Annotated in this window: 8 protein-coding genes; all 8 read right to left on the bottom strand. The window is 74.8% G+C overall.

Translation table 11 applies throughout. The features are described from left to right. Positions 1–47 precede the first annotated feature (47 nt). A complete protein-coding gene (locus ACWFR1_RS05925; protein WP_453546929.1) occupies positions 48–9,230 on the bottom strand; it encodes an SDR family NAD(P)-dependent oxidoreductase in 9,183 nt (3,060 codons plus the stop codon). Between the two features lie 82 nt (positions 9,231–9,312). Further along, positions 9,313–15,636, bottom strand: coding sequence for an SDR family NAD(P)-dependent oxidoreductase (locus ACWFR1_RS05930; protein WP_453546931.1), 6,324 nt, complete (start codon positions 15,634–15,636; stop codon positions 9,313–9,315). Continuing rightward, positions 15,629–16,951 carry an FAD-dependent monooxygenase gene (locus ACWFR1_RS05935; protein ID WP_453546934.1) on the bottom strand — a complete coding sequence of 441 codons (1,323 nt, stop codon included), beginning with the start codon at positions 16,949–16,951 and terminating at the stop codon, positions 15,629–15,631. The genes ACWFR1_RS05930 and ACWFR1_RS05935 overlap by 8 nt, the downstream gene beginning before the upstream one ends. Continuing rightward, entirely contained in the window at positions 16,948–17,703 is a 756-nt protein-coding gene (locus ACWFR1_RS05940) for a 2-oxo acid dehydrogenase subunit E2 (RefSeq protein ID WP_453546935.1), read from the bottom strand. The genes ACWFR1_RS05935 and ACWFR1_RS05940 overlap by 4 nt, the downstream gene beginning before the upstream one ends. After that, positions 17,700–17,996, bottom strand: a complete 297-nt coding sequence (locus tag ACWFR1_RS05945; protein WP_453546937.1) for an acyl carrier protein — start codon at positions 17,994–17,996, stop codon at positions 17,700–17,702. Before ACWFR1_RS05945 ends, ACWFR1_RS05940 begins: the two co-directional genes overlap by 4 nt. After that, positions 17,986–19,857: an HAD-IIIC family phosphatase gene (locus ACWFR1_RS05950; RefSeq protein WP_453546939.1), complete on the bottom strand. Its 1,872-nt coding sequence runs from the start codon at positions 19,855–19,857 to the stop codon at positions 17,986–17,988. The genes ACWFR1_RS05945 and ACWFR1_RS05950 overlap by 11 nt, the downstream gene beginning before the upstream one ends. Continuing rightward, positions 19,857–20,909 (bottom strand): 3-oxoacyl-ACP synthase III family protein, encoded by a 1,053-nt coding sequence (locus ACWFR1_RS05955; RefSeq protein WP_453546941.1) that lies wholly within the window; start codon positions 20,907–20,909, stop codon positions 19,857–19,859. Before ACWFR1_RS05955 ends, ACWFR1_RS05950 begins: the two co-directional genes overlap by 1 nt. Next, positions 20,906–21,166 carry an acyl carrier protein gene (locus ACWFR1_RS05960; RefSeq protein WP_024758534.1) on the bottom strand — a complete coding sequence of 87 codons (261 nt, stop codon included), beginning with the start codon at positions 21,164–21,166 and terminating at the stop codon, positions 20,906–20,908. Before ACWFR1_RS05960 ends, ACWFR1_RS05955 begins: the two co-directional genes overlap by 4 nt. Positions 21,167–21,250: the final 84 nt, after the last annotated feature.

Below are 21,250 nucleotides of genomic sequence, written 5' to 3' on the forward strand. Positions count from 1 at the left end.
TGGTCGTTCTCGTGGGTATCGGGGTCGGTATCGCCTTCATCGCCTGCTCACCGCTCCTGGGAGAGGTCGTCGTGGACGGCCTGGAGCAGATCGTCGAGGGAGAGCTCGTCGAGCTCCTCGGACGACGGCCCGGCCTGCGGGGTGTCGGCGGTGCTGGGCACCAGGGCGGACACCGGCTTCGTCGCCGGTGCGGGGGTGGTGGCGAGGGCGGCCGGTGAGGCGGCGTCCTCGGCCAGGAGGAACTCGCTCATGGACAGGACGCTCGGGTGGTCGATGGCGACGGTCGCCGGCAGGTCCCTGCCCATGGCGTGGGCGAGGGCGGCCCGCAGGTCGATCGCCATGATCGAGTCGAGGCCGAGTTCGTTGAAGCCCTCCGCGTCGGCGGAGCCGTCGGCGGGGAGTCCGTCGTCGGAGCCGAGCATCCGTGCGACGAGCGAGCGGACGGCGGCGCGCAGTTCGTGCTCGCGCTCCTCCTCGTCCGTGCCGCTCAGCCGCTCGGTGATCCAGCCGGCCGCTTCGGCGGCGTCGGTCTCGGGGCGTTCGGCGGCCGGTGCGGGGCCGGTGAGTTCGGCGACGAGGGCGGCGCGGGCGTGGCCGGCGTTCTGCTCGGCGTACCGGGCGGGGTCGAGGCCGACGACGACGAGGCGGGCCAGGGGCGCGTCCGTCGCGAGGGCGAGCGGGCCGGCCGCGTCGGCGTCGGAGAGGGCTCGGATGCCGAGCCGTCCCGCGGCGCGTTCGACGGCCGCGGCGGCCGCCATGCCGCCCTTCGCCTCCGGGACCCAGGGGCCCCAGTTGACGCTGACGGCGGGGACGCCGGTGGCGCGGAGCCGTTCGGCGAGGCCGTCGAGGTAGCCGTTGGCGGCGGCGTAGTTGGCCTGGCCGGCGGCGCCGAGGACGGCGGAGACCGAGGAGAACAGCACCAGGGCCTGCGGGTCGTGGCCGGTGATCGCCTCGGCGAGGACGTCCGCGCCGCGTGCCTTGGCGTGGAAGACCTTCTCGTACGAGGCGTCGGTGAGGGAGCCGAAGGCGGCGTCGGCGTTGACGCCGGCCAGGTGGTAGACGGTGCCGAGCGGTCCGTCGGCCGTGGCGGCCGCGACGGCGGCGGCGCAGTCGGCGGGGTCGGTGACGTCGCCGCGGACGACGGTGACGCGGACGCCCGAGGCGCGCAGGGTGTCGATGACGCCCTGTTCGGTGTCGCCGGGCGCGGACCTGGCCATCAGGGTGAGCCGGTCGCCGCCGCGGGCGGCGTGGGCGGTGGCGACGGCGAGGCCGAGGGCCCCGAGTCCGCCGGTGACGAGGGCGCCGCCGGTGGGGCGGTCACCGTCGGGTTCGGCGGCGACCTTGACGAGCCGGGCGGCGCGGACGCCGTCGTCGGTCAGCGCGAGCCGGGTCTCTCCGGGCAGGGCGCCGATCAGCTCGGCGAGGAGCCGGGCCGAGTGGGTGGCGTCGAGCCGGACCCGGGTGAGGCGGCGGTCGGCCTGCTCGGCCTCCAGGGCGGTCGCCATGCCGAAGAGGGCCTCGCGGAGCGGGGCGCGTCCGGCGGAGCCGTCGACGGCCAGGAGGTAGGGCAGGGTCTGCGGGAGGGCGCGGAGGGCGGCGGCGAGGGTCTGTGCCGCGTGCAGGGCGTCACCCGCGCCGCCCGCGTCACCGGAGCCGGAGCCGGAGCTGGAGCTGGAGCTGGAGCCGGAGCTGGAGCCGGAGCTGGAGCCGGAGCCGGAGCTGGAGCCGGAGCCCGTGCCGGGGGCCTGCCCGGGGGCCGCCCAGCGGGCGTCGACGACGAGGTCGGCGTCGGGGTGGGCGGGGAGCCGGCCGGTGTGGACGGAGGCGCGGTGTCCGGCGGCGGTCAGCGCGGCGAGGAGCTCGGGGGCTCCGTCCTCGTCCGCGAGGACCAGGACGTCGAGCTTCGCGCCGGCGGCCGGGGTCGCGGGGAGCGGCGCCCAGTCCAGGGTGTGGACGAGGCCGTCGCCGCGGAGGCTGGCCTCCAGGACGGCCCGGGAGGCGTGCCGGATGCGGAACTCGTCGGCCGTGAAGACGCTGTGCTCGGCACCGGTCGCCGTGTCCCTGGCGTACAGGTGGAGGTCGGCGGTCTCGACGCGCAGCCGGTCGTTCGGCAGGGGTTCGGCGCGCAGGACGCGCACCCGGCCCCACAGTTCGCCGCCCTCGACGATGGGTCGGCCGTGGAAGGACAGCTCCTTCGCGGCGAACGGGATGGCGAGCGAGGGGGCCTCGACGGCTCCGTCGTCGACGAGGAAGACGGCGATCGACTGGAAGCAGGAGTCGATCAGGCCCGGGTACAGCTCGTATCCGGCCGGGTCGTCGGGGAGTGCGGGCATCGTGTAGCGGACGAGGGCCTCGTCGCCGCGGATCCACACCTCGTCGATCCACTGGAAGGACGGGCCGAGGGTGTAGCCGAGCTCCCGGAAGTAGTCGTAGAACTCGGTCCGGGTCAGGTGCCGGTCGCTGGAGTCGATGAACGCGGTACGGCTCTCGGCGGGCGGGCGGTGGGCCTCCGGGGTGCTGGAGTACCGGCCGCCGATGTGCTTCTGCCAGACGCCGCGCTCGGGGTCGAGGAGGCTCTGTACGGAGAGTTCGGCGCCGCCGTCGGCGGTGGGCCGGTCGACGACGATCTGGGCCTCGTACTCCTCGCCGTCCTTGATGACCAGGGCCCGCGGGCAGATCAGGTCGCGGACGACGACGGGGCTGCCGTCGTGGCCGAGGGCGGACAGGACGGTGGCGAGGTGGGAGGCGGCCGGTGTGACGACCGTGCCGTAGAGGCGGTGGTCCGTGAGGTACGCGGGGAATCCGGAGCTGCGCTCGAAGGAGAAGGCGCGGCCGGTGAGTCCTGGCGAGCGGAGTTCGGCGCCCCAGTGGCGTCCGGCGCCGGCGCGGCGGGCCGTGGCGGCCGTGGAGTCGGTGCCCCGGCTGCCCGCCGTGGTCCAGTACGCGGTGTCGGCGAACGGGTAGCGGGGGGCGTCGGCCCGGTCGCTGCGGGTCCCGGTGATCTTCGCCCAGTCGAGGCTCTGGCCGCGCTCGTAGAGCGTCTTGGCGGCGCCCAGCAGGACGGCGCGGTCCTGGCCGCCGCGTCGCAGGGAGGGCGTGGAGCCGCCCTCGGGGGTGAGTCCGGCGGCGCGGACGAGGTTGACGAGGGTGCGGTCGGGGCCGATCTCCAGGAGCACGTCGACGTCGAGGGAGCTCAGCGCGCCGGCGCCTTCGACGAACCGGACGGGGCGGCGGATGTGGTCGGCGAAGTAGGCGGGGGTGAAGGTGTCGGGCCCGGCCTCGGTGCCGGTGACGTTGGCGATGACGGGGAGCTTCGGGGCGCCGAACTCCAGGCCCGCGAGGGCCTGTCGGAACTCGTCGAGGACCGGGTCCATCAGCCGGGAGTGGAAGGCGTGCGAGACGGTCAGCGGCCTGCACCGTACGCCCTGGTTCCGCAGGCGCTCGGCGAGGGCGTCGAGCCGGTCGGAGGGACCCGCGACGACCACGGACCGCGGCCCGTTGACGGCGGCGACGTCCACTCCGGCCTCGGCGGCCCAGGCGGCCACGGTCTCCGGGTCCTCCGGGACGGACAGCATCCCGCCGGGCTGGGTGGACTGCATGAGCCGGGCGCGGTGGGCGATCAGCGTCATGCCGTCGTCGAGGCTCATCACCCCGGCGTGGACGGCCGCGGCGATCTCGCCGACGCTGTGGCCCATGACGGCCACGGCGCGCACGCCCCAGGACTCCCAGAGCGCGGCGAGCGCCAGCTCCAGGGCGACGAGGGCGGGCTGGGTGATGCGGGTCTGGTTGACGACGGTCGGGTCGTCGCCGTAGAAGACGAGGTTGAGGAGCGAGTCGCCGAGGTGCGGGGCGAGGGCCTTGTCGCAGGCGTCGAAGACCGCGCTGAACACCGGCTCCGTCTCGTACAGTTCGCGTCCCATGCCGAAGTACTGGGCGCCCTGGCCGGAGAAGAGGAACGCCACCCTGGGCGCCTTGACCGGGCCGGCGGCCGGGGTCGCCGAGGCGAGCGCGGCGAGCAGCTGCTCGCGGTCGCGGCCGAACACGGCGCGGCGCACGGGGAGATGGGCCCTGCCCGCGCCCGCGGTGGCCGTGAGCTGGGCGAGTGCCTCCTCGGGGGTCTCCTCCAGGGTCCGCCGCCACTGCTCGGTGAGCCGGTCGAGGCCGGCGGTGTCGGGGGCGGAGAGGGGCAGGAGGAGCCCGTCGGAGGGGTCGCGCGGCGGCTGCACCGTCTCCGGCGCGGGTGCCTCGCCGAGGACGACGTGGGCGTTCGTGCCGGAGAAGCCGAAGCCGGAGACTCCGGCGAGGCGCGGGACGTCGCTCCTGGCCCAGGTGGCGCGGGAGTCGACGACGCGGACGTTCATGTCGCGCCACGGCACGTGCGGGTTGGGGTTCTCGAAGTGCAGGTCGCCGGGGATGCGGCCGTTGCGCAGGGCGAGGACCGTCTTGAAGACGGAGGCCATGCCGGAGGCGGACTCGCAGTGGCCGATGTTGCTCTTCACGGAGCCGATGAGCAGCGGTTCGCCGGGGCGGCGGCCGGGGCCGAACACGTCCCAGGCGGCTTCGAGTTCGATCGGGTCGCCGAGGGAGGTGCCGGTGCCGTGCGCCTCCAGGTAGCCGATCTCGGCGCCTTCGACACCCGCGTCGGCGAGCGCGGCGCGGATGACCTGGCGCTGGGCGGTGCCGTTGGGGGCGGTGAAGCCGGAGGAGGCCCCGTCCTGGTTGACGGCGCTGCCGTGGATGACGGCGAGGACCTGCTCGCCGTCGCGCAGGGCGTCGGAGAGGCGGCGCAGGACGAGGACTCCGCAGCCCTCGGCGCGGACGAAGCCGTCGGCGGAGGCGTCGAAGGTCTTGCAGCGTCCGTCGGGGGCGAGCATGTGGGCGCGGCTGACGGCGACCGAGCAGGAGGGTGCGGCGATGACGTTGACGCCGCCGGTGAGGGCCCGGTCGGTCTCGCCGGAGCGGAGGGAGCGGACGGCGAGGTGCAGGGCGACGAGCGAGGACGAGCAGGCGGTGTCGACGGCGAGGGCGGGGCCCTGGGCGCCGAGGTAGTAGGAGAGGCGTCCGGCGGCGGCGTTCAGCGCGGTGCCGGTCGCGAAGTAGGCGTCGAGGGGTTCGAGGCCACCGCTCTCCAGGACGCGGGCGTAGTCGGAGTTGGAGATGCCGACGAAGACTCCGGTACGGCTGCCGGCGAGGGACTTCGGGTCGGTTCCCGCGTCCTCCAGGGCGTGCCAGGCGGCTTCGAGGAGGAGCCGCTGCTGCGGGTCGAGGCTCTCGGCCTCGCGGGCCGGAATGTCGAAGAACGCGGCGTCGAAGCGGCGGATGTCGCGGAGGAAGCCGCCCTGGTCGGTGGAGATGGAGCCGGGGCGGGCGCCGGCCGGGTCGTGGAGGGTGCCGGTGTCCCAGCGGTCGGCGGGGACGGGTCCGACGCCGTCGCGGCCCTCGTCGAGCAGGGACCAGAACTCCTCGACGGAGTCGGCGCCGGGGAAGCGGCCGGCCATGCCGACGATGGCGATGGGCTCCTGCCCCCCGCTCTCGGGCTGCTCGGCCTGCTCGGCCTGCGCCTGCGGTGCCTGTACGGGTACGGGGCGGGCCGCCGGGGCCTTGCGGGGCGCGGGGGCCTGGGTGCGGCCGTCGAGGCGGCCGGTCAGCTCGGCGGAGAGCCGCTCCACGGTCGGGTGGCCGAAGACGTCGCCGATGCCGACGTCGACGCCGAGCGCCTCGGTGAGCGCGGCAGCCGCGTCGACGGCCATGATCGAGTCGAGGCCGAGGTCGAGGAAGCCGGTGGTCTCGGGCAGGGCGGCCGGGTCGTCGTGGCCGAGGATGCCGGCGAGGACCTCGCGGGTGCGTCGGGTGACGAGGGTGGGGCGGCGGTGCTCGGGGGCCTCGGCGAGTTCCCGGGCGAAGGCGGTGGCCGGGGACTCGGTGGGGGGCTCGGGCGTGGCGCCGGTGGCCGTGTCCGCCCCGGTGAGGCCGTCGAACAGGGGCCGGGCTCGTACGGAGTTCATGACGGTGCGGAAGCGGTCGGCGTCCAGGCGGCAGGCGACGGTGTGCGCGCCCGTGCCGTTTCCGGCGAGTCCCGCGAAGCCCTCGGCGGGGGCCACCGGGCTGACGCCCATCCGGGCGAGGAGCGCGCGGGCCTCGGGGCTCGCCATGCCGTCGAGGTCCCAGGGGCCGAAGGCGACGCTGGTCGCCGGGACGCCCTCGCCCGCGCAGAGCGCGGCGATGGCGTCGAGGCCGCCGTTGGCGGCGGCGTAGGCGCCGTAGCCGTCGGTGCCCCAGACCGCCGAGACGGAGGAGAGGTGGACGAGGAAGTCGAGCGGCCAGTCGGCGGCGAGCAGGCGCAGCCAGGCCGCGCCGGTGAACTTGCCGGCGAGGGCGGTCGCGAAGGTGTCCGCGTCGGCCTCGGCGAGCGGCAGTCGGTCGATGCTGCCCGCGGCGTGCACGACTCCGCGTACGGGCGGCATGCCGTCGAGGACGGCGAGGGCCTCCGTGAGGCGGGTGGCGTCGCCGGTGTCGGCGGAGGCGTAGACGGTCTCGACGCCGGAGGCCGTCAGCTCGGCGAGCAACTCACTTGCTTCCGCGGGCAGTTCGCTCTGCGGGCGGCGGCCGATGAGGACGAGGTGGCGGGCGCCCCGGGCAGCGAGGTCGCGGACCAGTCCGGTGCCGATCGCGCCGAGTCCGCCGGTGAGGACGTACGTGGCGCCGGGGCTGACCGGCAGCGGGCGCAGCGGTTCGGCGGCGGGCCGCAGTCGGGCCGCGTGGGCGGCGCCGTCGCGGACGGCGATCAGGTCCTCGGCGGAGCCGTCGGCGAGCGCCGTGACGGCGGCGGTGGCGTCGGCGGCGGTCGGGACGGCCGGCAGGTCGACGATCCCGCCCCAGGTGTCGGGGAACTCCAGGGCGAGGACCGGCGCGAGGCCGTGCAGGACGCCGTGGTCGGCGGCGGCGACCGGGTCGGAGCCGGTCACCTGGCGGACGCCCGCCGTGACGAGGTGGACCCGTCCGCTGCCGGCCGGGAGGGCGCGGACGGCGGTGGTCGCGGCGGCGCAGAGGGCGGCGGCGTGCGCGGTGGGCGCGGTGTCGTCGAGGCCGGCGGGCAGCGGGGCGGCGGCGAGCGCGAGCAGCAGGTCACCGGGGAGGTCGTTCCGGGCCGCGGCCCACTCCTCGGTGGTGGCGGGGAGGGTATCGAGGACGGTGACGGTACGGCCGGCGCTGCGGGCCGCCTCGGCGAGCAGGGCGACGGCGGCGCTGTCGTCACCGGCGACGACCAGCGGGGTGCGGGGGGCGGTCGCGGCCGGGGCGTACGGGGTCCACTCGACGGCGAGCGCGGGCAGCGGCTCGGCGGCGGGAGCGTCCTGGCCGTCGGCCTGGGCGGTGGCCTCGCGGGCAGCCGGGGCGGTGGCCCGGGACGTCGTCGCCGGGGCGGCGGTCTCCGGGGCGTACCGGACCCGCTCCCACGGGTAGGCCGGCAGGTCGGCGACGCGGCGCGGGAGGACAGCGGACGGGGCCGTGCCGTCGAGGAGTACGGCCTCGTCGGTGGTGTCACCGGCGGCGAGGGCGCGCAGGGCGCTCGCGGCGGCGGCCGGGTCCCCGGCGGTGATCGCGGCGCGGACGGCGTGGCGGGCCCGGCCCTCGGTGACCGTGTACGCGAACGCCGGGTAGGCGTCCTCCGGCAGCGCGGCGACACGGTCGGCGAGCCGGCCGGCCCAGGCGCGCAGGGCGTCCTCGCTGCGGGCGGTGATCTCGAAGCCGGTGACGGGGGCGGAGCCGGTGGCGGGCGTGGCCAGTTCCTCCGCGGTGAGCGGGCCGAGCACCACGTGGGCGTTGGTGCCGCTCATGCCGAACGAGCTGATGCCCAGGCAGTCGCCCGCGCCGTCCTCGCCGGTCCACGGGGTCTCGGCGCGCGGGAACTCGATGCCGGTGTCCGCGATGTCGATGCGGGGGTTGAGGGTGTCCAGGTGGACGACGGGCGGGACCGCGCGCCGCTTGACGGACGCGACGCCCCTGATGAGTCCGGCGATGCCGGAGGCGGCCTCCAGGTGGCCGATGCTCGTCTTGACGGAGCCGATGCGCAGCGGGGCTCCGCCGTCGCGGCGGCCGAGGGCCTCGACGATCGCCTCGACCTCGATCGGGTCGCCGAGCGCGGTGCCGGTGCCGTGGGCCTCCAGGGCGCCGATCGCGGCGGGCGTCAGACCGGCGTCGTCGAGGGCGGCCTTGATGAGGTTGATCTGGGCGCGGACGTTGGGCGCGGTGAAGCCGGTGGAGCGGCCGTCCTGGTTGACGGCGCTGCCGCGGATCACGGCGTGCACGCGGTCGCCGTCGCGCAGCGCCTCGGAGAGCCGCTTGAGGACGACGACGCCGCAGCCCTCGCCGCGGGTGAAGCCGTTGGCGCGGGCGTCGAAGGTCTTGCAGAGACCGTCCGGGGAGAGGGAGTTGGTCTGCTGGATGAGGCGGGTGGAGCGCGGCGACAGGATCAGGTTGACGCCGGCGGCGATCGCGACGTCGCACTCCTCGCGGCGCAGCGCCTGGCCCGCCAGGTGGACGGCGGTGAGCGAGGACGAGCAGGCGGTGTCGACGGCGACGGCCGGGCCCATCAGGCCCATGGTGTAGGCGATGCGGCCGGCGGCGAAGCAGTGGCCGTTGCCGGTGAGCCAGTAGGCGTCCTCCTGGCCGGCGGGCTGCCAGTCGCGGTAGTCCTGCCCGGTGACGCCGACGTACAGGCCGGTCCGGAGGCCGGCGAGGTACTCCGGCGCGAAGGCCGCGTCCTCCAGGGCCTCCCAGGCCACTTCGAGGAGCAGGCGGTGCTGCGGGTCGAGGCTGCGGGCCTCGCGGGGGCTGATGCCGAAGAACCCGGCGTCGAACTCCAGGACCTCGTCGAGGTAGCCGCCCCGGCGCGGGAGGGTGTCCCACTCCGCGGCGAACGGGCCCTTGCGGTGGTCGGGCATCGGGGCGACCAGGTCGCGGCCCTCGGACAGCGCGGTCCAGTAGCCGTCGAGGTCGACGATGCCGCCGGGCAGGCGGAGTCCGACGCCGACGACGGCGAGCGGTCCGCTCTGCCCGGAACGGGCCTCTTCGAGCTCTCCGCGCAGCCGCTTGATGGTGTCCATCGCACGGCTGAGCGGGGTGGCGGTGGTGGTTGTTGCCGTGGTGGCACTGGTCGTGGCGGTGGTGGCGCTTCGCCCGGCACCGGTCTTCCGGTCTGCCGAATCCTCATGGGTCGGTTGCGTCGTCACAAGAAGGTCCCTCGCGGTCGGCATGTCGTACTGACTGGTCTGAAGGAGCCGGGCGGAGCTCCACTCGTCCACGGGACGGGCTCTACGGGTGGGCGTCGTCCGCTCCGCCGAGACGTCCGGTGAGCATCCCCGCGAGTGCCGCCGTGGTGCCGTAGGTCCACAGCAGCGTGGGCGACAGCTTCATCCCGAAGGCCATTTCGAGGCGGTTGCGCAGCTCCAGGCTCATCAGTGAGTCCAACCCAAGTGACTTGAAGGGAGCTTCACGGTCGATGGAGCCCGCCTCGAGCCGCAGTACACGGCCCGCGAGTTCACGGATCTTCCCCTCGACGAGGACGGGTCGGTCCGTGTCCGAGGAGTCGCGCAGCCGGCCGAGGAACTCCTCGGCGCCGCCCCCGCCGGCACCGGCGCCGGCCTTGGCGAGCTCGGCGATGGCGCGCCAGCTGGGCTGTGCGGCCGTCTCCGGGTACGCGTCGAACCAGTGCCGGGCGTCCAGCGGGACGTACGACACGACCTGCCCCGGGCCGTCCAGGAGGTGGAAGAGCGCCCGCCAGCCCTCGGCGGCCGTGAAGCCGGTCATGCCGTGGTCGGCGAGGCGTTCGCCGCGGATCGCCTCGTCGGCGGCGAGGCCGATGTCGGCGAACGGTCCCCACTGGACGGCGAGCGCGGGCCTGCCGCGGTGCCGTCGGGCCTGGGCGAGGGCGTCCATGTAGACGTTGCCGGCCGCGTAGCCCGCCTGTCCGGGGTTGCCGACGAGGCCGGCGACCGAGGAGAAGAGGACGAACAGGTCGAGCGGATCGTCCTCGGTGAGGGCGTCCAGGTGCCGGGCGCCGTCCACCTTGGGGGCGAGGACCGTGTCGAGCTGGGCGCCCGTGAGGTTGGCGACGACGGCGTCGTCGAGGACACCGGCGGCGTGGAACACGCCCCGAAGTGGCGGGAGTTCGGCCCGTACGCGGTCGAGGACCGCAGCGAGCCCTTCCCGGTCGGCGACGTCCACCGGGAAGGTGGTGACGGTGGCGCCGCGCTCCCGCAGCGCCCCGATGCGGGCCAGGGCCGCGTCGCCGGGCGCGGAGCGGCCCAGGAGCACGAGGCTGCGGGCGCCGTGGTCCACGAGGTGTTCGGCCAGGGAGAGGCCGAGCGCGCCGAGACCGCCGCTGAGGAGGTAGCTCGCGTCGGGGCGCAGCCGCCCCTCGGGAAGCGGCTCCGGTACGACGGCGGTGACCCGGCCGGGGTCGGTGAGGACCAGCTTGCCGGTGTGCTCGCCGCGCGCCATCGTGCGGAGCGCCTCGGCGGCCCGGTCGAAGGCGTACGGGGTGACGGGCAGCGGTGGCAGGGTGCCGTCGGTGACCTTCCGCCACACGGCGTCCAGGAGCCGCGCGAAGCGCTCGGGGCGGCGGGTGATGAGCCCGGCGACGTCGACGGCGGAGAAGCTGATGCCCTTGGCGAAGTCGCGGAGGCTGATGGTGCGGGAGGCGTAGATGTCCCGCTTGCCGACCTCGACGAAACGGCCGTCCTCGGCGAGGGCGGCGAGACCGAGGTCGATCGCGGCGCCCGACAGGGAGTTGAGGACGACGTCCACGCCCCGGCCGCCGGTGACCCAGGCGACGTCCTCGGCCCAGGTCAGGTCCCGGGAGTCGAAGACGTGGTCGATGCCGAGGGCGCGCAGTCCGGCCCGCTTGGACTCGGTGCCCGCGGTGGCGATGACGGTGGCGCCGAGCGCCTTGGCGACGCCGACGGCGGCGAGGCCGAGACCACCGGCCGCCGAGTGGATCAGTACGGTCTCGCCGGCCTCCAGACCGGCCTGCTCGGCGAGCGCGTACCAGGCGGTGGCGGTGACGAGGGGCAGTCCGGCCGCCTCGGCGTCGGTCAGGGCGTCGGGGACGGCCCTGACGTGTCCCGCGGGCACGGTCAGGTGGGAGGCGACGGCGCCGAAGCCGCAGGCGACGACCCGGTCGCCGACGGCGAGGCCGGTGACGCCGGGGCCGACGGCGGCGACCCTGCCGGCACACTCGCCGCCGATGAGGCCCGCTCCGGCGGAGGTGTCGGGGTAGGTGCCCATCGCCTTCATCACGTCGATGAAGTTGAGGGCGGCGGCGGTGACCTCGACCTCGACCTGTCCGGCGGCGGGCGCCTTCCTGGCGTGCGGGCGGAAGGCGAGGCCCTCCCAGAGTCCGGTGCCGTCGGGGCTCAGCCGGAACGGCTGGGCGGGACCGGCCCAGGGCGCGGTGACGGTCTCCGCCGTCTCCTCGCCGCGCACGACCCGGCCGACGTGGCGGGCGGCGCCGCGCAGGACGACCTGGTCCTCCGCGTCGGCGACGAGCAGCTGCCGGACGCAGGACCCGGCCCAGTCCTCGGCGGTGGTGCGGACGTCGAGGAGGGTGGCGGCGAGCTCGGGGTGCTCGCGGCGCAGGACCCGGCCGAAGCCCCAGTAGAGGGCAGCACCGGGGTCGGGTGCCCCGTCGCTCGCCGTGGCGGTGTCCGCGTCCTCCGGTACGGACTGGGCGCCGTCGGTGACGACGAACGTCCGGGGCGGCACGGGCAGCGCCGTGACGGCCTTGACGGTCGCGGCGAGGGTGAGCAGGCCGGCCCGCTGCGCGTCCAGGCCGCGGTCGGCGCCGGGCGCCAGGAAGACCAGGCCGGAGACGCGGTCGCTGTCGTTGTCGCGCAGGGCGTCGGCGAGGCCGGCGGCGGTGTCGGCGGTGTCGGCCTTCAGGACGTCGATGGTGGCGCCGGCCGCGGTGAGCGCGGCGGCGAGCAGGTCGCCGTGGCCCGAGGCGTCGCAGACGACCCAGTGGCCGGCGGCGCGGTCGACGGCGGCCGCTTCGGGGGCGTCCTCGGCGGGCCGGAACGCGAAGCGGTGCAGGCGCGCCGGGTCGACGGCGTCGGCGGTGGACGTCTCGATGGTCTGGAAGGCGAGGCCGGCCATCCGGAGCAGCGGCCGGGCGTCCTCGTCGTAGCAGACCAGGTCGAAGGTGTCGTCGTCGTTGCGGACGGCGTGCGCCAGGAGCTCGGTGACGTGGGCGTCGCGCGGCAGGGCGTAGTCGACGCGCCGGACGGCGGTGGGGACGACGGTGGCGTCGCCGGGCAGCAGGGCCAGGGTGACCTGGAGCGCCGCGTCCCACAGGGCGGGGTGCAGCTCGCCGGGGCGGACCCCGGCGAGGCAGCGGTCCGGCAGCCGCACCTCGGCGAGCGCCTCGCGCTCGGCCACGCTCAGCGTGCGCAGGCCCTGGAACGCGGGCCCGTAGTTGAGGCCCCGCTCGCCGCAGGCCGCGTAGAAGGCGTCCGGCTCGACGTCCCGGGCGTCCGCCGGAGTGCCGGGGAAGGCGGGCAGGTCGGGGTCGGTGTCGCCGCCGACGCGGGCGGTGGCGTGCCGGGTCCAGCCGTCGGCGCCGGGGGCGAGCGAGCTGAGGGTGAAGCCAGCGGAGGCGGCCCCGTCCTCGCGCCAGACGGCGCCGATGCGGACGGGCTCGTCCGTGAGGGTGAGGTCGCTGCGGAACCGGACGGTGTGCAGGGCGCCGGGGTTCTCGCCGGTACGGGCGCGGGCGGCGGCGACGGCGAGCGCCAGCATGGCGGCGCCGGGCAGCACGACGGCGTCGTACACCTGGTGGTCGCGCAGCCACGGCAGGTCGTTGAGGGACAGCTCGGTGCGGCCCTCGTGGACGTCCTGCTCGGTGGCGGCCGGCGCGAACTCGAAGGCGAGCCCGGCGGGTCCCGCGGTGCGCCGCACGGCGTCCGGGAGCCAGAAGCGGGAGCGCTGCCAGGGGTAGGCGGGCACGGGGGCGCCCGCCCGGGCGGGCAGCCCGCCGAAGGGCGCGAGGCCCTGGACGTACGCGCGGGCGAGGGCCTGCGTGAAGTCGCCGAGGGAGCCCTCCTGGCGGCGGAGGCTGCCGAGGACGGCGACCGGCTCCTGCCGGGTGGCGGCCAGCTGCTCCACGGCCGGGGAGAGCACCGGGTGCGGGCTGATCTCGACGACATGGGTGACACCGGAGTCGAGGAGCTTGCCGAGGGCGTCGGCGAAGAGCACCGGGCGCCGCAGGTTGGCCGCCCAGTAGGCGGGGTCGAGGGAGTCGCCGTCGAGTTCGTGGCCGACGACGGTCGACATGAGGGGGACGGCGCCGCGCCGGGGGCGGATCGGCGCGAGGGTCTCGATCAGCTCGTCGGTGAGCTCGTCCATGTGGTGGCAGTGCGAGGCGTAGTCCACGTTGACCAGGCGGCAGAACACGCCGTCGGCCTCCAGGAGTTCGCGGAGCATGAGGACGGAGTCGGTGTCCCCGGAGAGCACGCAGGACGAGGGGCCGTTGTTGACGGCGAGCGAGACGGTGTCCTCGAAGCCGTCGAGCGCCTTGCGGGCGCCCTCGACGTCGAGGTCGACGGCGAGCATCCGGCCGCGGCCCGCGGTGCGCTTGGCGAGGGCGCTGCGCACGGCGATGATCCGTGCCCCGTCCTCGTACGAGAGGTGGCCGGCGATCGTGGCGGCGGTGACCTCGCCCTGGCTGTGGCCGATGACGACGTCGGGCTCGACGCCGGCGGCCCGCCACAGCTCGGCGATGCCGATGGACATGGCCCAGAGGGTGGGCTGCACCTGGTCGTTGTGGTCGAGCCACGCGTCACCGGCGGCGCCGGAGAGGACGGCCTCCAGGTCCCAGGAGATGTACGGGCGCAGGGCCTCGGCGCAGCGCCGTACGGTCTCGGCGAAGACCGGCGACCGCGCGTACAGGTCCTGGCCCATGCCGGCCCACTGGGAGCCCTGGCCGGGCAGGACGAAGGCGACCTTGCCGCGCTCCTTGGCGCGCCCGGTGAAGGTGCCGGGCAGCTCGGCCTCCGGCTCCTCGGTGAACTTCCGCAGCCTGTCGAGGAGTTCGGTGGCGTCCTCGGCGACGACGGCCGTGCGGGCGGCGAAGTGGTCGCGCTCGCGGCCGAGGGTGGCGGCGAGGCGGAGGACCTCGGCGGCCGCCCCCGGGGCGGCCGGGTCCTCGGGGAGGACGTCGAGGAGGTCGGCGGCGCGCTGCCGCAGGGCCGCGTCGCTGTGTCCGGTCAGCGGCAGGAGCAGCGGGCCGGGGGCGGCCGGCGCCTCGGGGGCGGCCGGCTCCGGGGGCGTACGGAGCACGACGTGGGCGTTGGTGCCGCCCCAGCCGAAGGAGTTGACGCCCGCGAACCAGGTTCCGTCGGCGGGGAGTTCGGCCGGCTCGGAGGCGACCGTGAGGTTCAGCTCGCCGAAGGGGATGTTCGGGTTGAGCTCCTCGGCGTGGAGGCTGCGCGGGATCATGCGGTGCTTGAGGGCGAGGACGGTCTTGACGATGCCGGCGAGCCCGGCGGCCGCCTCCAGGTGGCCGATGTTCGACTTGGCCGAGCCGATGAGGAGGGGGCCCGCCCCGGCGCTGCGCGCGGTGCCGAGCGCGGTGCCGAGGGCCTCGGCCTCGATCGGGTCGCCGCGCAGGGTGCCGGTGCCGTGCGCCTCGACGTAGCGGAGGCGGTCGGGGTGGACGCCGGCCTCGGCGTAGACGCGGCGGAGCAGCGCGGTCTGGGCGTCGACGTTCGGGGAGACGAGGCTGTGGCCGCCGCCGTCGTTGTTGACGGCGCAGTTGACGATGACGCCGTGGATGCGGTCGCCGTCCGCGAGGGCGGTGTCGAGCCGCTTGAGGTAGAGGCTGATGGCGCCCTCGCCGCGGACGAAGCCGTTGGCCTGGGCGGAGAACGCCCGGCAGTGGCCGTCCGGCGACAGGCCGCCGAAGTGGGTGAGGCCGATGGAGTTGTCCGGCATCAGGATCAGGTTGACGCCGCCGACGAAGGCGCCTTCGAGGTCGCCGGAGCGCAGGGCGCCCACAGCCAGGTCCAGGGCGACGAGAGCGGAGGAGCAGCCCGTCTGGACGACGAGGCTGGGGCCGCCCAGGCCGAGGAAGTACGAGAGGCGGGAGGCGACGATGTCGAGGCCGTTGCCGACGGCGCTGTGCTGGGTGGTCCTGACCCCGCGCTCCTTGCGGGCCAGCTCGTAGTCGTGCCAGAGGGCGCCGACGTACACGCCGGTCCGGGTGCCGCGGACCCGGGAGGCGGGGATGCCCGCGTCCTCCAGGGTCTGCCAGCCGACCTCCAGCATGAGGCGCTGCTGCGGGTCGAGCTCCTCGGCCTCGCGGGGGGAGATGCCGAAGAAGCCGGGGTCGAACTGGTCGACGTCGTCGACGAGTCCGGCGATGCCGGGGATCTTCTTGACGGGGTCGAGCTGGGCGGAGGTGTCCCACCGCTCGGGCGGTACGGGGCGTACCGCCTCCTCCCCCGCCATCAGGAGCTGCCAGTAGCGGTCGACGTCGGGGGCGCCGGGGAAGCGGCCGGCCATGCCGACGATCGCGATGTCCCGCTGGGGGTCGCCGTGCCCGTCGGCGTACCCCTCGGTGTTCTGTGGCAGGTCAGTCACGGCTCGCCTCCTGGAGGATCGGGCTCGCGGCGGACGCGGGCGCGGGCGCCGGGGCGTTCCGGGCGGCGGCGAGGTCGACGGGGTCGATGTCGTGCCGGGCGTTGATGACCTTGTTGAAGATCCGGTACTTGCCGGGCAGCGAGTTGAGCAGCCGGAAGCGGAGGCGGCGCAGCTTGATGCCGCGCGGGTCGCCGATGGCGAGGAGGCCCTCCTGCATCCGCTGGAAGCCGGTGACGTGGATCTTGTGGGCGCGGCGCTTGGCGACGAAGTCGGCGAGCTCGGCCTTGGTGACGACCTGGTCCTTCCCGCCCTTGGCGAGCGAGGCGGCGATCACGGGGACGATGGTGATGGCGTCCTGCATCGCGAGGTTGACGCCCTGGCCGAGGATGGGGGTCGCGGTGTGCGAGGCGTCGCCGATGAGCAGCAGGCCGTCGCGGGCCCACTCCTCCAGCTCGGCGGTGAAGATCTCCAGGAAGCCGGTGTCGTCCCAGGTGTGCAGGTGCTCGTCGACGAGCGGGGCGAGCTCAGGGGAGATCGCCATGATGCCGCGCTTGAACGCCTCGAAGCCGGCGGCCCGCAGGTCGCCGAGGCCGCGCTTGGGCAGGTTGTGGCCGATGCGCAGGGAGTCGGGGAACGTCGGCAGGATCACGAGGTGGCGGTCGCCCTCGATGACGAGCTTGGCCTCGCTGCCCCACTCCGGCGGGCGGGGCACCAGGAAGGAGAGGAAGTCGCGGGCCATCGGCTGGACGTCGGCGACGAGCCCGGAGGCCTTGCGGACCTTGGAGAAGCGGCCGTCGGCGCCGATCACGATCCGGGCGCGGACGGAGACCTTCTCGCCGCGCCGGGTGAGGACGGCGCCGCGGACGGTCCCGGCCTCCTCGACGAGGGTGGCGAAGGACCAGCCGGAGAGGTAGACGTGTCCGGGCAGCTCGGCGGTGTGCCGGTTGAAGATGCGGATCAGCGCGGGCTGCGGGATGTCGATGGGCAGCGGGAGCCCGTCGAACTTGGAGTAGTCGACGCGCAGCACCGGGCGCTGCTCGGCGATCGTGGTGACGGCGGTGGTCTCCAGGAAGCCGTGCTCGCGCAGGGCCGGGCCGAAGCCCAGCGCGTTGAGCGAGGCCACGGACGGCGCGGCGATCGTCTCGCCGCGGAAGCTGCGCTCCAGGCTGGTCTGCTTCTCCACGAGGACGGTGCGGATGCCGCGGCGGGCCAGCAGGCAGGCGAGCAGGGAGCCGGCCGGACCTCCTCCGACGATCAGTACGTCGGTCTCGTCCGGTATTCCGGCGGAGCTGCCCTGGTGGGCGGATTCGGTCATGCCAACTCCCAGTTGTCCAGGCGGTTCTTGATGCCCGCGAGGATTTCGGCGGCCATCGCGCCGTCGAGTACGCGGTGGTCGAAGACGAGCGACAGGGTGAAGACGGGCGCGACGGCGACGGCGCCGGCGCGCACGACGGGGGCGTCGGCGATGTGGCCGACGCCCAGGCCGAGCGTTCCGGTGATGAGCGGCAGGATCGCGCCGACCTGCTCGTGGCCGATGGAGGTCACGGCGAAGGTGCCCTGGAGGGCGGCCCGGCGGACCGGGTTGCGCATCATCGTGCGGTAGACGGCGCGGAAGGCGGGCAGCGGCAGCCGCTGGAGCCGCTTGATGTTCGCGAAGGGGCCCTGGTCGTCGACGTCCGCCGTCTTGTAGTGGTCGATGGCGGACTGGACGGCGGTCACGTCGAGGGACTGGACGTCCCGCACGATGCCGGAGACGACGCAGCGCTGGCCCTCGACGGTCTTGTCGAAGAGCACCTTGGCGTGGACCTCGGGCGAGGTGGTCAGCTTCGGCGAGCGGCCGCCGAGGAGGACGGCGCGGGCGTCGGGGTAGTCGGCGAGGACGTCGGCGGTGGCCTTGACGACGTAGCTGACGTAGCTGACCGGTGTGGCGGCGCGGGTCCGGGCGGCGCGCAGGGCGGTGGCGTCGACCTCGGTCATCAGATAGACGTGGGAGGTGCGCCGGGCGTCTTCGAGGAAGACGTACGTCTGCTTGCGGGCGGCGGGCAGCGGCGAGGTGACCGCGCTCATGTCCGGGCTCCGGCGGCGGCCTCGGTGTCGGCGACGAGGGACGCCAGGTCGGCGAGGGTCTCGGCGGCGGTGAACCGGTCGTAGTCGAGCGGGGCGCCGAGCTCGCGCTCCAGGAAGACGAGGATCCGCAGCTGGTTGACCGAGTCCCAGCCGTCGATGGCCTGGAGCGGGGCGTCGAGGGCGAGGGTGTCCTCGTCGACGTCGAGCAGCTGCGCGACGGCCTCGACGACGGTCGCCACGGCGGCGTCCTGGTCGTCGGAGGTCGCGGGGTCGGTGTGCGCCTCAGGGGGCATGGAACTTCCCTTCGCCGGTGCCGACCGCCACCCAGTCGGGCAGTTCGGCGAGTTGAGTGAGGTCGTGGCGGAAGTCGCCGTCCCGCCCGGTGAATCCGAGGGCGGGGTAGAAGTCCGCGAAGCGGCCGTTCTTGGCCGTGGGCACGTGCCGGCCGCGGACGCCGGGCGCCCCGGCGTCGCGTGCGGCGCGCAGGACCAGGCCGACGACGGTCTGCTCGATGGAGCGGGAGAAGACCCGGCAGGACAGGACGAAGTTCTCGATCGCCCAGTCCCCGTCCGGCACCGGCGTGAGCGCCAGGGCGCCGACCAGGCCGTTGTCGCCGAAGGCGTCGGTGGCCCGGACGCCGAAGAAGGCCGCCTGTCCGGTCTCGACCCGCCGGGCGACCTCGTCGGCCCCGTACCGGATGCCGGTCAGGTTGAACTGGTTGGTCTTGCCGAAGAGCTGGGTGATGCGGGCGCCGTTGAGCGTCCCGTACTCCTCGACGGTGATCTCGGTGGCCAGTTCCCGGAGGTAGTCCTCGACGCTGACGGCGGTCTGCCGCAGCTCGTCGCGCCGGCCGCGGGCCCGGTAGAGCTCGCCGCGGACGCGGTCCTCGTCGGTGAGCGCGAACTGGTTGAACAGTCCGGCGCGGGCGACGGCGGAGGCGTACTGTGCCGGGTCGTCCGGCAGGGCGACGACGGCGACCTCGGGGCGCTGGGCCTCCATGAGGCCGCGTTCGGCGGGGTTGTCGTCGACGAAGACCATCGCGTCGGTGCCGATGTTGAGTGCGGCGGCGAGCGCGGCGACGTTGCCGGGCTTCGGGTCCCAGTTCGCGCGGAAGGCGGAGAAGTCGTCCGGGCCGAGGACCATGTCGGGGTGGGTGGCCACGGCCTCGCGGGCGACGGCGTCGTCGTTCTTGGAGCAGACCGTGAGCAGGACGCCCTGCCGGGACAGGTCCTTGGCGAGCGCCTGGAGTTCGGCGTGGGCGGAGCCGGGGAAGGAGCCGCCGATCTTCAGGGCGGGGATCCCGTCGTCGCCGACGACACCGCCCCACAGGGTGTGGTCGAGGTCGAGGACGAGGCACTTCCTGGCGCGGCCGAGGCGGGCCAGGACGACGCGGGCGACCTCACGGGCGTACGCGTCGAGGAACTCCTGGCTCCAGGCGTGGCCCGCGATGTGCCGCATCCGGTCGGTGGCAGCCTGGGAGCCGGCCCGTTCGCCGAGGCTCTCCGTGGCGAGCACCACGACGTTCGGGCGGGCGGCGAGGTCGAGGATCCCGGCGTTCATCCGGTGCCAGGCCGCTTCGACGCGCGCCTTGGTGGCGTAGTCGACGTACCGGTCGCGGCGCAGGGCCGAGAGCGGCAGCGTGTTGAGTACGGCGACGCCGCCCGGCGCTCCCTCGAAGGCCGTCAGCCAGGCGTCGAGCTCGGCGGGCAGGGCGGCGCACCGGGCCTCCACCTCGGCGGCGTCCAGCGGGTCGGGGACCTTCTCGAAGACGGCGGTGTCGTCGAGGAGGCAGGCGGTGACCGCGGGGGCGGGGTCCTTGAGGTTCGGGGCGCCGGCGAGGATCTCGAACCGCCACTGGTTGAAGCCGGTGGTGGCGGTCTCGGGCTGGACGCCCTCGGCGAGGAGCGCGGCGGTCAGCAGGTGGGGCAGCGGGTCGACGGTGGAGCTCGCGAGCAGCCCGAGGGCCACGGGCGTGTACCGGCCGGTGGAGGCGAGCGCGGCCCGGACGGCCCTGCCGCCGAGGAGCAGGCCGGCGGCCTCCCGGTCGAGGGCGTCGTCGAGGGTGCGGAGGAGCCCGGGGACGCGGTCGGCGGAGTCCGCGATTCCCGCGCGCTTGAGGGCGCGGAGTGCGGTGAGGGCGTCGCCGGTCGTCATCACCGGGCTCCGTTCTGGTGGCGCAGGGCGAGACCCGAGGTGATCCACTTGGAGGACTCGACGTTGGCGACGAGGAGCCGGCCTTCGACGCCGAGGCCGGAGCGGATGCGCCGCATCGCCCGGTTGAGCTGGATGAAGGGGACGGCGTTGCCGTTGTTGCCGGTGTCGGCGACGCAGTTGACGGCCTGCTCGGGGCGGACGCCGAGGCGCTTGCGGATGGCGTCCGTCATGACGCCGTTGAGCTGCGGGAGGAGGACGTGCTCGACCTCGTCGAGCTGCCAGCCGGTCTCGGCGGTGAGTTCCTTGAAGATGGACTCGGCGTGCTCGGGCACATGGTGCTCGATGGCCTTGTAGTCCTCCTCGCCCCAGGACTCGCGGTACGGGCCCTCGGGACCGTCCAGGAGCGGGGCGCCCTCGACGCCGAACCAGCGGGCGGTCTGCGCGGGCTTGCGGCCCATGCCGGTGGTCCGCAGGAAGAGGTGCTCGACGAGCAGGCCGGGGCCCTCCGGGTCGGCGTCGACGACGGCCGCGCCGGCGCCGTCGCCGAAGAGCGCGAAGTTGATGAGCTCGGCCGGCGACATGGACTCGATCGCGCCGCTGGAGGGGAAGAAGTTGAGGCAGGTGTCGGCGCCGATGACGAGGCCGCGGCGGAGCCCGGAGGCGAGGAGCGCGCGGGCGGTGTAGAGGCCGGTGAGGGCGCCGGCGCAGCCCGACATGAGCTGGAAGGTGGGGACGTCGTTGAGCCCGATGCGGTCGGCGACCAGGTTGACGGTGGCCGGCATCAGGTGGTCGGGGGAGGCGGTCGTCAGGACGAGGAAGTCGAGGGACGCGACGTCCACGTCGGCGTCCGCGAGGGCCGCGGTGGCCGCGGCGACGGCGAGGTCGCCGGTGCTCTTGGGTACGGAGGGTGGGGAGTCGGCCGCGCAGAAGTAGCGGGTCCTGTTCCCCGTCATCATGTCCAGCCACTTCTCGTGCAGGCCGAACCGCTCGGCCATGTCCCGATTGGTGACGGGTTCGCCCGGCAGCACTTCGCTGAATCCGGTGAGCCTCATGCCGTCGCTCCAGTCAGTGTGGTGTTGACCAGGTCGAGCAGCGCGCGCGGCGTCTCCGCCGAGGCCACCCCGTCCCGGTCCAGTTCGACGCCGTACTCGCGTTGGATACGGCCGGTGGTCTGGAGCAGCGCCAGCGAGTCGTACCCCAGGTCCTGGAAGACGACGTCGAGGCTGCCGGTGTCGAGGACTCCCGGCGACTCCCGGTCCTGGAACTCGAGGAGGATCTCGCCCAGCTCCCGCAGGGTGAGTTGTGCCATCGTCATTTACCCCTTCGCCACGGCAGATTCATCCGCTCCGGCGCGGTCGGGGGCGGGGCAGCGGGCTTGTGGCCGACTGCTCCG

Source organism: Streptomyces sp. NPDC055103, from assembly GCF_053607625.1.

Coding starts and splice junctions, on each gene's coding strand:
- ACWFR1_RS05960 (WP_024758534.1), bottom strand. CDS start 21,166: ATGGCACAACTCACCCTGCGGGAGCTGGGCGAGATCCTCCTCGAGTTC.
- ACWFR1_RS05940 (WP_453546935.1), bottom strand. CDS start 17,703: ATGAGCGCGGTCACCTCGCCGCTGCCCGCCGCCCGCAAGCAGACGTAC.
- ACWFR1_RS05945 (WP_453546937.1), bottom strand. CDS start 17,996: ATGCCCCCTGAGGCGCACACCGACCCCGCGACCTCCGACGACCAGGAC.
- ACWFR1_RS05935 (WP_453546934.1), bottom strand. CDS start 16,951: ATGACCGAATCCGCCCACCAGGGCAGCTCCGCCGGAATACCGGACGAG.
- ACWFR1_RS05955 (WP_453546941.1), bottom strand. CDS start 20,909: ATGAGGCTCACCGGATTCAGCGAAGTGCTGCCGGGCGAACCCGTCACC.
- ACWFR1_RS05950 (WP_453546939.1), bottom strand. CDS start 19,857: ATGACGACCGGCGACGCCCTCACCGCACTCCGCGCCCTCAAGCGCGCG.